The organism is Arthrobacter sp. 1088 (assembly GCF_031455315.1).
GTDB lineage: Bacteria > Actinomycetota > Actinomycetes > Actinomycetales > Micrococcaceae > Arthrobacter.
The window spans coordinates 97,531-111,759 of the sequence record NZ_JAVDSM010000004.1; the positions used below are offsets into that span (position 1 = coordinate 97,531).

The window sequence follows — 14,229 nt, forward strand, 5'->3', positions numbered from 1 at the left end:
AGGAGTCGCGGGCCAGCTGGACACGACACAGATCCCGCCCGGACACGTGTCCGGGCCGGATTCGTCTTTGAGGCCTCTTAAGGTAACTCCGCTTCCTCAAGCTGGGCCCGACTTTCTGCGGGGAGCTGTGGTTGCTTTCGGCCCCGTGCTGTCATCTCGATGATTGCCAAGGCCGCCAGGGTGAGAATCGCACAGGCGGCAAAGACGCCCTGGTAACCAAGGGATGACACGGACCCGACGGCGATAATCGGACCGGATGCGATTGCGCCAAGGCGACGGGTGTTGGTAAACAAGCCCGATGCCAGTCCTGGTCGGGGGATGATTTGTTGGAACAGTGTCAGGCCCACGCCGGCCACCACCCCGAAGAACCACGCGTGGAGAACCTGAAGAGCGATGAGCGTGGCGGGGTCGGCCACAAAGGTCATTCCTGCGTAGTACCCCAGGCCGGCCAAACACCCTGAAGCGATGAGGGCTTTCCCTGAATACTTTCGGCTCAAACGCCCGACGAAGAGTAGCGCGGGGATCTCCAGGGCTGCTGAGGCTCCCAAAGCGACCCCGGCCCAGATGAGTCCTTGCCCCATGCGCTCATTCACGAACAGGGCCATGATGGTCACAGCCGCACTATCGGTGGCTTGGAGCACGATGAAGCCCACCACCACGCCTATCACGGCCAACTTCGCCGGGATAGGCCCATCATCTCCCGCCCTCTCATGAAGTAGCGTGCTCGCCGCCCGGGCTGCTTTACGGTGAAGGGCCGCGGCACCGGTTGCCGTGAGATTGAGGAGCGCAATTGCCGCCAGCGCCAGCAGAATCGCCCGGCTGCCGAAGACACCGACGATGTACGCGGCAAGCGGGGGTCCCCCTACCCACGCGAAGGACACTATTGCCCGGGTGTTGACGACATCGTTAGGGCTTGCCCCCGAGTGTTTCAGGTGTGCAAAGAGAAGCGACATGCCAACGCCCGAGGGGCCACCCAACGCAATCAGGGCGGTCACGGCAACGGGAAGGGTGGTGGTGAGAGCCAGTAGGGCCGGAAGGGCCAGTGCAAGAACACCACAAAACAGCATGGGCCGTATGTAGTCGTTTTTCCGGTCCGCGTAAGCCGGTATGAGCAGCGAGGCAACGAACCCTCCAGCGTTGTAGACAGCAAGAACCCAGCCAACATCCGCAGGCGTGGCGTCGAACAGATCCACCAGGATCAACGCGAGTGCCGGAGTGAGGAAAGCGAATTGCAAGCCCCACAACAAGGCCATTGAAGAAGTAAGAACGTGTTTAACGGGCAGCACTTTCCACGGCATCTTGTTTTAACCGGCCGATGCCGGCGGTGCTGTTTGTGTGCGGCCGTCTGCGGCAGTCACCGGATTGGCGGTGCTGCTCCAGCTGGCGAGGAAGGCCAGTTGTTCTTCAGCTTGGCTGGCAGGCTCAGCCGTGTAGGCGATCAGTGTCAGTCCATCGCCGGGCAGCTCCAGGGCGTCACCCGTCAGTTCGACTTCACCAACCAACGGGTTCCTCATCCTCTTGTGGGCTGACCTGTGGAAACGCACATTATGCCGGGCCCAGCGCGTGGAAAATTCAGTGCTCCCGGCTGCGAGATCGCCAATCAGGCCATTCAAGTAGCGGTCACGGGGACGACGACCGGACTCCACGCGGAGGGCGGCCGCAAAATCATCCGCGACAGTCTCCCATTCGACGAAGAACTCCTTGGAGCGGGAATCCAGGAACATGAACCGGGCAAGATTCAGCGGCAGGGTCGTCGGGGCAAGGATGCCGGTATAGAGGGCGAAGCAGAGGCTGTTGGCGGCGACAATATCCATCCTGGCGTTTCGGACGTAGGCCGGAGTGCCGGTCATTCCGGAGAGTATCCGTTCGATGCTGGGACGGATCTCGGTCCGTGGTGTGCGGTTGCCGGAATTCCGGGGCGGCGCCGCCGCCTTGGCCAGGTCCAGTAAATGCGAGCGTTCAGCCTCGTCCAGTTGAAGGGCACTGGCCAGGGAGTCAAGGACGGAATCGGAGACGCCCCTGAGGTTTCCGCGTTCCAGGCGGGCATAGTATTCGGTGCTGACGCCCGTCAGCATGGCTACTTCCTCGCGTTTTAGCCCCGCTACCCGGCGCGTCCCACTGTAGGCGGCCAAGCCCGCTTGGGCTGGTGTGATGCGGGCCCGCCGTGTCATGAGGAAGTCGCGGACTTCTTTGTTGTTGTCCATCGTCCAAGGCTACGTGCGGCCAAATGCCCGTAACAGGAACTGCCAGTACACCGCACAGCAGGTACTCCCTCCCTGGGAAAGGGCTGCTTTTCTTGAAGGAGTCCCATGCCGCGATCAAAGCCAGCGGGCCAACACACTCCTACAGGCAACGTCCAGGACGACAGCAAACGCGCCTTGGCAGGGCCCCCGCCCAGCACATGGCCAACTAACCCGAAATGTGATTGACCCGCGCCGTGGAGTTGCGCACCACCAACTGCGGCATGAGGCGTTCGTCGGCGATAGGGGCATCCGGATTATTGAGCCGCTCCAGGGCTACTGTGCCGGCGGTCCGGCCCAATTCAACGGCATGCAAATCCACGGATGTGAGGTCGATGCCGTGCAGGTGTGCTGTCCTGGAATTGTCGTAGCCCACAAGGGACAAATCTTCGGGAATCGAGAGTCCCCGTGCGTAGGCCGCTTCACGGACGCCGAGGGCCAGCTGGTCGTTGTGGGTGAAGATTGCCGTGGGCCGGTGGTGCTGGTTCAGTATTTGTGCGGCGGCCCGCTCTCCTGCGTCCGGCGTGAAGTCCTCTGCGGCAACCGTCTGCGGCGTGAGTCCGGCGTCGTGCATTGTCTGCTCGTAACTCTGGCGGCGGACGACGTGGCCGTCGTAGACCGGGCCAGAGAGATGGGCGATGCGCGTATGCCCGAGGCCAAGTAGATGTTCAGTTGCCGCCCGAGCCCCCGCAAGGTCATCCGAGTAGACACTGTCCACGCCGGGCACCGGCCGGGTCACACTCACCAGCGGGACGATCCGGGCCATCTCCTGCACGTGTTCGTCCGAGTCCAGCAGCGTCGCGGCGATGATAATTCCGACCCGGGCCTCAATCAGCGATTCCAGCGCGCCCGAATCAACGCCGTCCACGGACCGCGAAACGCTCAGGATGAGCCGGTTGTTGTCTTGGGGGAGCGCTGTGCGAACGCCGCTGAGGACATCAGCGTAAATCTCGTTGCGGATATCCAGCAGATAAAGCCCGACGGCGGAACGGTGCTTGCGTGCCAGATCGGCTGCTACCGCGTTGGGCCGGTACCCGAGACGCTTCGCGGCCTCGAAGATGGCCTGCTTCGTCTCGGGGCTGACACCTGGCGCGCCGCGAAAGGCGAAGGACACCAAGGTGCGGGACACGCCCACTTCGCGCGCGACGTCGCTTTGCGTGGCGGGGCGGTGCTGAGGGTCAGGAGCCATAGTTCATCCTCCCACGGGCAAAGCGCGTAAATTCGTCATTTGTTAGTTTGACCTTACATTTAAGCCTTTCGCGCGTTAGTCTGGATTCAGCGCGGGCGAGTATGGCCCGCAACACACTGACAAAGGAGTCCTGATGTCTGCTACGCAAACGCAGAGCAAAGGAACCGGCAATGCCGCCCTTCCCCCGCTAACCAATGGCCCACACCGTAAGCGGCTGGGCCTTGTTGCCTTGGTGGCAACGTTCGGCGGCCTGCTGTTCGGCTACGACACGGGTGTCATCAACGGCGCACTGAGGCCAATGACGGCCGACCTCGCCCTGACGCCGCTCACGGAAGGGATCGTCACCAGTTCGCTGTTGTTTGGCGCAGCTGCCGGAGCAGTCGGAGGTGGCCGCCTCTCCGATAGCTGGGGCCGCAGGAAGACGATCATCCTCCTGGCCGTGCTGTTCCTCATTGGCACCTTGGCCTGTGTCTCGGCGCCGAGCTTCGAGGTAATGGTCATTGGGCGCATCATCCTCGGCCTGGCCGTAGGCGGTGCTTCCACTGTGGTGCCCGTCTTCCTTGCCGAGCTGGCGCCCTACGAAATCCGTGGTTCCCTGGCCGGGCGGAACGAACTCATGATCGTCATCGGCCAGCTGGCTGCGTTCGTTGTCAACGCCATCATCGGCAATGTCTGGGGCGAAGTTGACGGGGTCTGGCGGATCATGCTCGCTGTTGCCGCCCTTCCCGCCATCGCACTGTTCTTTGGCATGCTGCGGATGCCGGAATCTCCTCGCTGGCTGATCTCAAAGGGCAGAAACCCGGAGGCCTTGGCGGTGCTGAAGACCATTCGTTCGGACGATCGCGCCGAGGCAGAAATGGCAGACGTAAAGCACCTCGCGGAGGAAGAAAGGGCATCGAGGGCTACCTCATGGGGTGCACTGAAGGACAAGTGGATCCTGCGCATCATTCTTGTAGGCATCGGGTTGGGGGTGGCCCAACAGCTGACGGGCATCAACTCGATCATGTACTACGGCCAATCCGTACTCGTTGATGCCGGATTCGACTCCAACGCCGCCCTCATCGCCAACATCGCGCCCGGTGTGATCGCCGTCGTCGGGGGTGTCATTGCACTGACGCTGATGCAGCGCGTTAACCGCCGCACCACGCTGCTCCTCGGTTTCACCTTGACCACGGTCTGCCACTTCCTCATCGGCATCGCGTCGATCGTCCTCCCCGTGGGCAATGCAGCCAGGCCGTTCGTGATCCTTTTCCTGGTTGTGGCGTTCGTGGGATCGATGCAGACGTTCCTGAACATTGCGGTCTGGGTGATGCTGTCCGAGATCTTCCCGTTGCACGTCCGCGGCTTCGCCATCGGCCTGTCCGTCTTCTGCCTCTGGATCGCAAACGCCCTGCTGGGTCTGTTCTTCCCCACACTCGTTGCCGGGATGGGGATCACGGGAACGTTCTTCCTGTTTGGTGTTGTGGGCATCCTCGCCCTGGTCTTCATCTACACCCAGGTTCCGGAAACCCGTGGACGTACGCTGGAGGCCCTCGAAGAGGATGTGACCACCGGCGCCATCTACCTGGTGCACAAGAACTAGCCGGTTTTCCAAGACCGCCGCAGGGGAGCGCCGCTCAACGCGGCGTTCCCCTCCGGCGGTTTTCTGCGAATATCTATAGACCGAGGTGCCTGTTGAGCTCGTCCAGGGACTTCACAGTGGCGATGTTGTACCCGTCGGCGAAGGGTTCAGCACCACGGTCCAGCATGACAAGGTCCCGGAAGCCCAGGTTGTACATGGGGATGTGGTCATACAGGGGGTGCGAGGACACGTGCAGGAAGTCCTCCGGCTTGGCATCCAGGGTATCGAGCATGTACTCGAACGCTTGAAGACGCGGTTTGTAGGCCCGGGCCTGCTCAGCGGTAAACACAGCGTGCCACTCTGCACCGAGCTTGGGAATGCTGATGTCCAGGAAACTGTCGTCGGCGTTGGACAGGGCCACCAGCTTGTAGTTGTCGCCTTGGAGCTTCAGCGCAGCCGGCACATCCTCGTGGGCGACGGAGCTGCGTACCGCTTCAGCAAGCTCTGCGCCGGCACCAGGGGTCGGTCCAATGCCAAACCGCTTGCACGCGCGGTCAAAGGCACTCTGAAGGATCTCGACGTAGGGCTTGTAGTCGCCATTGACCTCGTCGAACCGGTACGCGCGGAATACCTTCTTGAAGGCAAGCCACTGTTCTTCGGGGATGCGATCGGCGAGCAAGCGCTGGGTGGTGGGGTAAATGTTGAAATTGATCAGCGTTCCGTAGACATCGTAGGAGATGTACTTCGGCCGAAAGTTCGTGTCTGCCATGATTCGTCCGTTCTTAAGGATCTTGTATTTTTTTGGGGGTAGAGGAGGGGATGCTTAGGCTCAACCCAGAGCCAGTGAGGAGAGCCGTGCGTCTGGTCCGAGGAACCTCGCGGGGTTCATGAAACTGACGTCGGTGGCCGTTGTTCCGTCCAGCACGAGGTCTGCGGCAACGGCTCCCAGCGCGGAGGCCATCTTGAAGCCGTGGCCGGAGAAGCCTGCGGCGGCCACCACGCCTTCAATTCCGGGAACCAGCCCCAGCAGCCCGGTCGCGTCAGGTAAGTGACCATCCGCGCACACGGCAACCCGAAGGGGTTCCGGAACCAGTCCGGGAATGAACTCCCGGACCCACGCCCGGATGGTGTTCAAATGCCTGGGATCCCAGGTAGGAGGCTTCTCCATGGACTCAACCTCATCCAGGAATATGCTCGCGACGACTTTCACCGTCCAGCCGTCAGCACTCGGGAATCCGTAGAACTGGGCTTTGTCCGGCCTGCCGTCTTCCTCGGCCCTCCTGAGGAAGACCGGCATGTCTTCCCTGCAGAATGTTGCCGGGTCCGCAGCGGGGAACCAGGTAAGGATCTGCGGCAGGACGGAAAGGTGGACGCCGAGTTCTTTGCAGAGTGCTCCCGCACCGTTGCCTTGGGAGATGATCACCCGGGAGGCAATGATTTCTTCCTGGTCTGTCCGGACGAGGTATCGGTCACCATGCTTCTCAACGCTCTGTGCTTTCCGGTTTCCGAGGAACCGGGCGCCAAGGCGGGCGGCCTCTGCCAGGGCCACCGTCACGGCCTTCTCCGACTTCAGGTAACCGCCCTCCGGATCAAGAATCGTGACGTCAGTGTCCCTAATCACGTGTTCGGGATACTTTGCCCTTGCTTCTTCGCCCCGGAGAAGCTGGTAGTCAAGGCCGTTGTCTTTCCCCGCTGCAAGGAGGGAAGCCAGCCGCGGGTTGTTGTCGTCGTAAATCGTGACAGCGCCGGTGGTGGTGAGTAGCTCGGTACCGGTGGCTTTCTCCAGTTCACGCCAAAGGTCCTGTGACCTCTGCAGGAGAGGGGTATAGTGCCCGCCTTCTGCGTAAACCTTGCGGAAGATACGGGATTCCCCGGCATAGGCGGAGAAGGGGCCCGGGATTGAAAACCTGTCAATTCCGATGACCCGCTGACCGCGGGAGGCGAGCTGCCAACTTGCCATGCTTCCTACGGAGCCGACACCGACGATGACGACGTCCGTTTCGAGTGCAGTCATGCTTTACCTTGCTTTCCCTTATTGCGCGCCGTTGTTCCGGTTTCGGGTTCCGTTGAAGAGCTCCACCGTCGGCTGTGCTTCCAGTCACTCGAGCGTACGACACAAAAAGAAGCCGATTAAGGGGCTGTGAGACAATGCATTGTTTCCAAAAACGAAAGAAGCAGGAGATGGACCTTACATCGATCGATGATTTGGAGTTTTTTGAACAAATCTCCCGTTCCCAGAGCCTCACGGAAGCAGCCAGGAACTGGGGAAAGTCGGTGTCAGCCGTCAGCAAACGCCTTGCTGCGCTGGAGTCACGGCTTGGGGTAGCGCTGGTCCGGCGCAGCACCCGCCGACTGACCCTCACCGAAGAGGGACAACGTTATGCGACGGGTGCCGTGGCCATCCTGCAGCAGAAAACAGATCTCGAAGACGCGCTGTCCGTGCAGCATGGTGAGCTCAAGGGGCGCCTCCGTGTGCACTCGAGCCTGGGCATTGGACGCAAGCACATTGCGCCGCTGCTGGGGGAGTTCGTCCGGCAGCACCCCCTGATCCAGATAGACCTGGAGCTTTCGCCGCTGCCTTTGAACATAGCCGGCACGAATTTCGACATCGCGGTCCGCGTTGGAGGATTGTCGGACTCCAGGCTCAAGGGAAAACTCCTCGCGCCGAACCGGAGGATTGTGTGCGCCGCGCCGGGCTACATGAAAGGTGCCCCTCCGCTGCGGACCATCAGGGATCTGGAGCGCCACAACTGCATCGTCCTGCGGGAAAACAACGCCGACTATTCGCTGTGGCGCTTTGGCGGACAGGGGCAGGATTACGTCGATGTCAGAGGCAGCATGATCAGCGACGACGGAGACGTAGTGACCGACTGGTGCATCCAGGGCCTCGGCTTGATTATGCGCTCTACCTGGCACGTCAACCCGCTGATCCGTCAGGGAGTACTCCAGCAGGTCCTCCCGGACGTCCCGACCCCAAGCGCCGATATTTTTGCCCTTTACCCTGCCACGGCCAAAACACCCCGCCGGATCACCGCGGCCATTGACCATCTGCGCCAGGGGCTGGCCGCGAGGTTGGGGTCCTAGCTTTCCTCACTACAAGGGGAACACTTCTTTCGTTTTCAGAAAGAATGGGTTGTCTGATGCGCCCATAATCATTGGCTTTTTGTGCCATACGCTCATTTGCATGACTAACCCCCCGGTCCTTGCAATGTTGCACACCGTCCCCGGCTTGGTGAAGGACATGGAAACCCTGGCCTCCGAGGTAGTCCCGGGCCTTCGCGTCCTGCACTACGTGGACGAATCCCTGCTCCAGGACACCATTGCCATGACAACGCCAGGACATGTTCGACGACGGCTGGTCAACTATGCGCGCTACGCCGAGGAATCAGGTGCCCAGGCGTTGCTGGTGAGTTGCTCCTCCATCGGCGAAGCCGCAATCGCCGCCAAGGACTTTGTCTCCATCCCCGTCCTGCGTATCGACGCTCCCATGGCCGGGGTCGCCGTCGAATCGGGTGCCAGGATCGGAGTGCTCGCGACCCTGTCCGCAACCCTCGGACCAACCACCCGCCTTGTCCGGGACTCCGCCGAAAGGCGGAACAAAAAGCCCGCCATCACCGCCAGAATAGTCGACGGCGCTTTCCAGGCTCTGCGAGCAGGTGACCGTCAGCTGCATGACAGCTTGGTGCTCGCCGCGTTCTCGGAACTGGCAGCGGAGTGCGATGTGATCGTTCTCGCCCAAGCGTCGATGGCCCGCGTCGTTGACCACACCCAGGGAGAGCTGGGAGGACCTCTTGTGCTGGCTTCGCCGGATTCTGGAATGAGCCAGCTCAGCTCACTTTTCCTTCCCACGACTCATCAACAGCGCCGGTAACCGAGAAAGATCCGAACCATGTCTGACATACCAACGAAGGCCAATGCCCCTTGGCTGGGCGTTATCGCCGATGACTTCACAGGAGCCTCGGACGTGGCCGGCACCCTTGCCAGCGCCGGAATGCGGGTAGTGCAGACCTTCGGCACGCCTGACCCATCAACGAACCTGGACGATGTTGACTGCATCGTCATTTCACTGAAGACCCGCAGCGTGCCGGCCGCCGAGGCCGTAGAACAGTCTCTGGCCGCGGCGCGTGCCCTGAAATCCCTCGGCGTGCAGCAGCTCTATTTCAAGTACTGCTCCACGTTCGACTCAACTCCGGAAGGCAACATCGGCCCAGTGGCAGATGCCCTGCATGAAGAGTTCGTCCCGGCCGGCCTGGTCACCGTGGTTGCTCCAGGAACTCCCGCATTACGACGGACCGTATATAACGGCGTGTTGTTCGCCGGTACGCACCTCCTGGAGGAATCGTCCATGCGTCACCACCCGCTGACTCCGATGACCGATTCGAACGTGCCACGACTTCTCCAGGCCCAAACCAGCAACCCTGTGGGTCACATCGGCCATGGCGCAATAGAGGCAGGAGCATCCGCGGTTGGAGCGGAACTCGAAACCCTGGGCAGTCAAGGTTCCGGGTACGTGGTCGTGGACACACTCAGCGACCACCACCTCGCCGTGCTCGGGACTGCACTCCTGGATCACCCGCTCGTCACTGGCGGATCGGGACTGGTGGGAGGCTTGGCGGCGGCACGTGGGCACCGTGTCACACCGGACTTGGGGAATGCCAGCCGTCCGACCGGTCCGGCCGCAGTGGTCGCGGGCAGTTGCTCGGAGATGACGAACGCCCAAATCCAAGTGTTCCGCCAGGTGCACCCCTGCTTCCAGGTGGATCCTGTCGCCATCGCCGAAGGACGGGACGTAGTGGCCGAAGCGCTGATGTTCGCCCGGGAAAATCTGCCGAGCGGCCCCATCCTGATACATTCCACTACTTCTCCAGCGGAAGTCTTGAGTGCCCAAAGGCATCTTGGCAAGGCCAGGGCCGCCGAAATAGCTGAAGACGCCCTGTCCGCGATCGCCGAAGGACTCGTCGGCATGGGCTGCCGGCAACTCATCGTCGCCGGCGGAGAAACCTCCGGCGCCGTGGTCCGCAGGCTCGGCATCACGACAGCCCGCGTCGGCAAGGAATCTCACCCGGCGTGCCATGGCTGAAAACCGAGACCGAACCAGGGCTGTCCATCCTGCTCAAATCCGGAAACCTCGGAGACGCGCGGCTCTTCCTTGATGCATGGGACCATTTCCGATGACCGGCATGGACAGCCGCCAGGAGCTCGTCCGGTTGGCCAGGTCCCTCCACCAAAGGGGGCTGACCCGGGGAACATCCGGAAACCTTAGCCTACGGGTGGACGGCGGAATGCTGGTCACCCCCACAAACGCCTCCCTGGGCGAACTCAGGACCGAAGATCTGGCCATGGTCTCCGGCACCGGAGAACACCTGTCCGGGGGCCGCCCCTCCAAAGAGGCCTTTCTTCACTTGGCGATGTACAAGGCAAGGCCGCAGGACCATGCCGCCGTCCATCTGCATTCCACCTACGCCACCGCCCTTTCGTGCCTGGCGGACCTGGATGACGAAGACGTTCTGCCACCTTTGACGGCCTACTTTGTCATGAGGGTTGGACGGCTGGTCCGGTTGCCGTATTTCGCGCCGGGCGACGAGGGCTTGGGCGTGACGGCCCAAAAAGCTGCGGCATCGAGCCGTGCCCTGCTGCTGGCCAACCACGGACCGATCGTTTCCGCGCCCTCCCTGCCACAAGCGGTGGACGCTGTTGAGGAAGTAGAAGAAACAGCCCGACTGTTCTTCCTCCTTCAAGGCCACGCGACACGACCCCTCCAACCCGCCCAGGTGGCCCGGCTTTCCGCACCCCGCGTGTAGTTGGTGCTGCCGTTACTGCACGACGGCGAAGCTCACCAGGTTGGCCCCCTCACCTTCTGCAAGGAGGGCAAGGGCCGTACTGGAGTCCGCCGGAAAGATTTGGTCGGTGATGGTCGCCCTGCCGTCCTGGGCGAAGACCTCGACGGAACAGCGGTCCACAAAGATGCGAAGCCGTATCCGGCCATCTTCCAGAGGTACAGCAACGCGATCCACCGAAGGAAATGCCTCGTCGAATCCGACGTTGCCGGATTCGGTGCGGTCCAGGCTGAGTTCCCCCGTCGCCGGGTCGTAGGCCAGCACTGTGCACTCCATACCTGCGGAAAAGCCGCCCGGTGCGACCCCTTGCCGGGGGTCGGCCCGCAGCACGATGCCGACCCTTCCGGCCTGCCCGGGCTCGAACTCGGCATCGATCCTTAGCACGTCCCCGGATACCTCTTCGGGAAGCCACGTCAGGCCGGGTTCCAGCCGTTGCCGGCCCAGTGCCAAATTCTCCGTCGCATGGTCTTCGAAAGGGTCAATTGCCTCCTGTAACAACACGGGACGCCCGCCTCGGGAAACCAGCTTCACTTCGCGAACGAGCGACATGGCGCTGCGCCAGCCGTCTGAGGGTGTCTCAGCGGCGTACTGCCAATTGTTCATCCAGCCGATCATGAGCCGGCGTCCGCCGGGTACGTTGCTGAAGGACACGGCGGCGTAGTAGTCCCGGCCCCAGTCGAGCCAGCCGTACTCGGCCATCCGGGTGTCGTCAGCCTGGAGGCCTTCGGTGACGGTTGTTTCGGAATGGAACGTCACGCCGTCGAACGTTCCGAGGAAGTACTGGCCGCCGGAGCCGCCGGCGATACCGCCCGGGCTGAGGTTTACCACCAGAACCCACCGGGTGTTGGAGGCGTCGCCGTCCACTGGAAGTTCAAACAGGTCCGGACATTCCCACACGCCTTCTGTGGCGTTCGCCGGACCGAAGGTGCTGAGGTATTCCCAGGACAGCAGGTCCGGTGAGCTGTAGAGCACGACTTCACGACGGGCTGCTTCGACGGCGACCATGACCCAGTAACTGCCGGCGTCGCCGTCGTACCAAAAGACTTTCGGATCACGGAAGTCCGGGGAGGCCCTGTCCAGCACAGGGTTTCCCGAGTACTTCGTCCAGGTGGCGCCGTCGTCCGTGCTGTAGGCAAGGGACTGCGCCTGGAGGCCGGCCATGGGCGAGCCGGAGGTGTAGGCGCTCGTATAGATCGCCACGAGGGGCGGGTTGTCTGGGGTGCCGAGACCGCTCGTGTTATGGATATCCACCACAGCGGAGCCGGAGTAGATGGCTTCCTCGTCATCGCAGGGGATGGCAACTGGCTGCTCATCCCAGCGCAGCAGGTCCACCGAGGTGGCGTGGCCCCAGGACATGTTGCCCCACGTATCGCCGTCCGGGTTGTGCTGGTAGAAGAGGTGGTAGACGCCCTTGGAGTAGAGGAGTCCGTTGGGGTCGTTGAGCCAGTTGCGCTGCGCTGAGTAGTGCCACTGGGGCCGGTACCGGCAGTCGAGGTCGGCGGTTGTGTGCATGGGAGTATTTCCCTTTCGCATGAGGGACAAGGCGGGTCAGCCCTTGACGCCGCTGGAGGCGATGCTGTTGATGAAGGAGCGCTGGAACGCGATGAACAGCACCACCACCGGGACGGTGATGAGGGAGGCATAAGCCATGACCTCGCCCCAGGAGACGTTGAGTTGGAAGAAGTATTGGATGCCGATCATGACGGGCCGGAGCTCCTCGGACTGGACCACCATGAGCGGCCACAGGTAGGAGTTCCAGGCGGGCAGGAACGTCAGGATCGCCACCGTGGCTGTCGCTGGGCCTGCCAGGGGCATCACCACCAGGCGGTAGATCCTGAACCAGCCAGCGCCGTCAATCCTCGCGGCCTCATCCAGTTCCTTCGGGATCGACTCAAAGTACTGGTGGTACAGGTAGATGGAGAACGCATTGGCGATGAACGGGATGATCTGGACCTGGTAGGTGTCCAGCCAGCCCTTGGAGATCTCGAGGCTGAACCCGTTGAGCTCAAAGAACGGCAACTGGTTCACCCACCACACCAGCGGCAGCGCCAGCGTCTGGAAGGGGACGATCAGCGTGGCCAGGATCGCGGTGAACACTATGCGCTTGCCGCGGACCTGCATCCGGGACAAGGCGAAGGCGCAGAGGCTGTTGATGAAGATCCCCAACACCACTGTCACAGCAGAAACGCCGATGGAGTTGATCAGGAAGCGGGCGGCAGGCACACGGTCAAACACAGCAGCGTAGTTGTCGAACGAGATATTGCCGATGGGAAGGAAGGCTGCCACCGAGGACATGTCCCCGAAGATCTGCTGGTCCGGCTTGAGTGAAGACACCAGCATGAACACGAGAGGGAATGCGGCGACGACGGCGAACAGGATCCGCACCAGCATGGTCCCTGCACCGCTGAGACTCTTGGATGTGAGTGTCTCTTTCATGTCAGTCCTTCTCTCGGGTCAGGTAGCGCTGCACTGCGGAGATCAGCAGCACAAGGACGAAGAATACGAGGGAGATGGCCGATGCATAGGATGTTTCCTGCTGCTTGAAGCCGGAGCGCACCGCCTCGAAAATGATGGTGGTGGTGGAATCGAGCGGACCGCCCTGGGTCATGACGCTGACTTGGTCGAAGAGCCCGAGCGCCTGGATGGTGATGGTCACCAGGATCAGGGTGCGAGTGTGCGTGAGGCCCGGCCAGGTCACGTACCGGAACTGGTGCCAGCGGCTTGCCCCATCAAGCTGGGCTGCCTCGTACAGTTCCCCGGAGATGCTCTGCAGGCCGGCAAGCCAGATGATCATGTGGAAGCCGGCGGCCTGCCAGATGGACAGGATGATGATGGCCGGCATGGATGTGGCTGGATCGTTGAGCCAGTCCGGGCCGTCAATCAGGCCGAAGCTGGCCGCGGACAGGAACTCATTGATCAGCCCGTCCTTGCGGTACATGAACAGCCACAGCAGGGACACCACCACCATGGACGTCACCACCGGAAGGAAGTACAGGGTGCGGAAGAAGTTCACCCCACGGAACTTCTTGTTGATCAGGAGCGCCATCGCCAGGGCAAGGCCGGACTGGACGGGCACCACTACAACCGCGAAGTAGCTGACATTCAGCAGCGCGCGCCAGAACGTGGGATCCGTGAAGAGGCGGACGAAATTGTCCGCACCCACAAACTCAACGGGTCGCGGTGACACAAGGCGGGCATTGGTGAAGGCCAGTCCGAAGCCCAGGATCGCGGGGAGGAACACAAAGAGCAGAAGCAGGGCTGCGGCGGGGGCAATCATTGCCCATCCGCTCAGCTGCTCGCGCAGGTAGCGCGGCCGGCGGTGGGGTTTGCTGGGCGGTGCCGCCGGGGCGGGGGCCGCCACGCGGCGGCCAGGACTTGGGGGAATTTGGGTAGTTGTCATGG

General features: G+C 62.0%; 13 protein-coding genes. 5 read left to right on the plus strand and 8 right to left on the minus strand.

Annotation, left to right across the window (positions count from 1 at the left end):
* Positions 1 to 77 precede the first annotated feature (77 nt).
* From J2Y41_RS07300 to J2Y41_RS07310, 3 genes are all read right to left on the minus strand, one after another.
* Complete coding sequence (locus J2Y41_RS07300) at positions 78 to 1,253, minus strand: MFS transporter (RefSeq protein WP_309927577.1); 1,176 nt, start codon at positions 1,251 to 1,253, stop codon at positions 78 to 80.
* A 51-nt stretch (positions 1,254 to 1,304) separates the two neighbouring features.
* Positions 1,305 to 2,204 (minus strand): helix-turn-helix transcriptional regulator, encoded by a 900-nt coding sequence (locus J2Y41_RS07305; RefSeq protein ID WP_309927578.1) that lies wholly within the window; start codon positions 2,202 to 2,204, stop codon positions 1,305 to 1,307.
* Between the two features lie 205 nt (positions 2,205 to 2,409).
* Positions 2,410 to 3,429: a LacI family DNA-binding transcriptional regulator gene (locus J2Y41_RS07310; RefSeq protein ID WP_309927579.1), complete on the minus strand. Its 1,020-nt coding sequence runs from the start codon at positions 3,427 to 3,429 to the stop codon at positions 2,410 to 2,412.
* 133 nt (positions 3,430 to 3,562) lie between these two features.
* Between J2Y41_RS07310 and J2Y41_RS07315 the strand changes: the two genes are divergently transcribed.
* Positions 3,563 to 5,011 carry a sugar porter family MFS transporter gene (locus J2Y41_RS07315; protein ID WP_309927580.1) on the plus strand — a complete coding sequence of 483 codons (1,449 nt, stop codon included), beginning with the start codon at positions 3,563 to 3,565 and terminating at the stop codon, positions 5,009 to 5,011.
* Between the two features lie 73 nt (positions 5,012 to 5,084).
* On the opposite strand, the gene J2Y41_RS07320 is transcribed toward J2Y41_RS07315, so the two are convergent.
* Together J2Y41_RS07320 and solA are read right to left on the minus strand one after the other, a co-directional pair.
* Positions 5,085 to 5,759, minus strand: a complete 675-nt coding sequence (locus J2Y41_RS07320; protein ID WP_309927581.1) for a haloacid dehalogenase type II — start codon at positions 5,757 to 5,759, stop codon at positions 5,085 to 5,087.
* Positions 5,760 to 5,819: 60 nt separating this feature from the next.
* Positions 5,820 to 7,004, minus strand: coding sequence for an N-methyl-L-tryptophan oxidase (gene solA, locus J2Y41_RS07325; protein WP_309927582.1), 1,185 nt, complete (start codon positions 7,002 to 7,004; stop codon positions 5,820 to 5,822).
* Between the two features lie 167 nt (positions 7,005 to 7,171).
* Between solA and J2Y41_RS07330 the strand changes: the two genes are divergently transcribed.
* The 4 genes from J2Y41_RS07330 to otnC all read left to right on the plus strand — a co-directional run bounded on the left by J2Y41_RS07330 (position 7,172) and on the right by otnC (position 10,791).
* Entirely contained in the window at positions 7,172 to 8,074 is a 903-nt protein-coding gene (locus J2Y41_RS07330; RefSeq protein ID WP_224091866.1) for a LysR substrate-binding domain-containing protein, read from the plus strand.
* 100 nt (positions 8,075 to 8,174) lie between these two features.
* Positions 8,175 to 8,861 carry an aspartate/glutamate racemase family protein gene (locus J2Y41_RS07335; RefSeq protein WP_309927583.1) on the plus strand — a complete coding sequence of 229 codons (687 nt, stop codon included), beginning with the start codon at positions 8,175 to 8,177 and terminating at the stop codon, positions 8,859 to 8,861.
* 18 nt (positions 8,862 to 8,879) lie between these two features.
* Entirely contained in the window at positions 8,880 to 10,070 is a 1,191-nt protein-coding gene (gene otnK, locus J2Y41_RS07340) for a 3-oxo-tetronate kinase (RefSeq protein WP_309927584.1), read from the plus strand.
* Positions 10,071 to 10,146: 76 nt separating this feature from the next.
* Positions 10,147 to 10,791, plus strand: coding sequence for a 3-oxo-tetronate 4-phosphate decarboxylase (otnC, locus tag J2Y41_RS07345; RefSeq protein WP_309927585.1), 645 nt, complete (start codon positions 10,147 to 10,149; stop codon positions 10,789 to 10,791).
* Positions 10,792 to 10,803: 12 nt separating this feature from the next.
* On the opposite strand, the gene J2Y41_RS07350 is transcribed toward otnC, so the two are convergent.
* Genes J2Y41_RS07350 through J2Y41_RS07360 form a run of 3 tightly spaced genes read right to left on the minus strand, consistent with a single transcriptional unit; the run spans position 10,804 to position 14,227 of the window.
* Entirely contained in the window at positions 10,804 to 12,339 is a 1,536-nt protein-coding gene (locus J2Y41_RS07350) for a glycoside hydrolase family 32 protein (RefSeq protein ID WP_309927586.1), read from the minus strand.
* 36 nt (positions 12,340 to 12,375) lie between these two features.
* A complete protein-coding gene (locus J2Y41_RS07355; RefSeq protein ID WP_309927587.1) occupies positions 12,376 to 13,263 on the minus strand; it encodes a carbohydrate ABC transporter permease in 888 nt (295 codons plus the stop codon).
* A 1-nt stretch (position 13,264) separates the two neighbouring features.
* On the minus strand, positions 13,265 to 14,227 hold the full coding sequence (locus J2Y41_RS07360; protein WP_309927588.1) for a sugar ABC transporter permease: 963 nt from the start codon (positions 14,225 to 14,227) through the stop codon (positions 13,265 to 13,267).
* Positions 14,228 to 14,229: the final 2 nt, after the last annotated feature.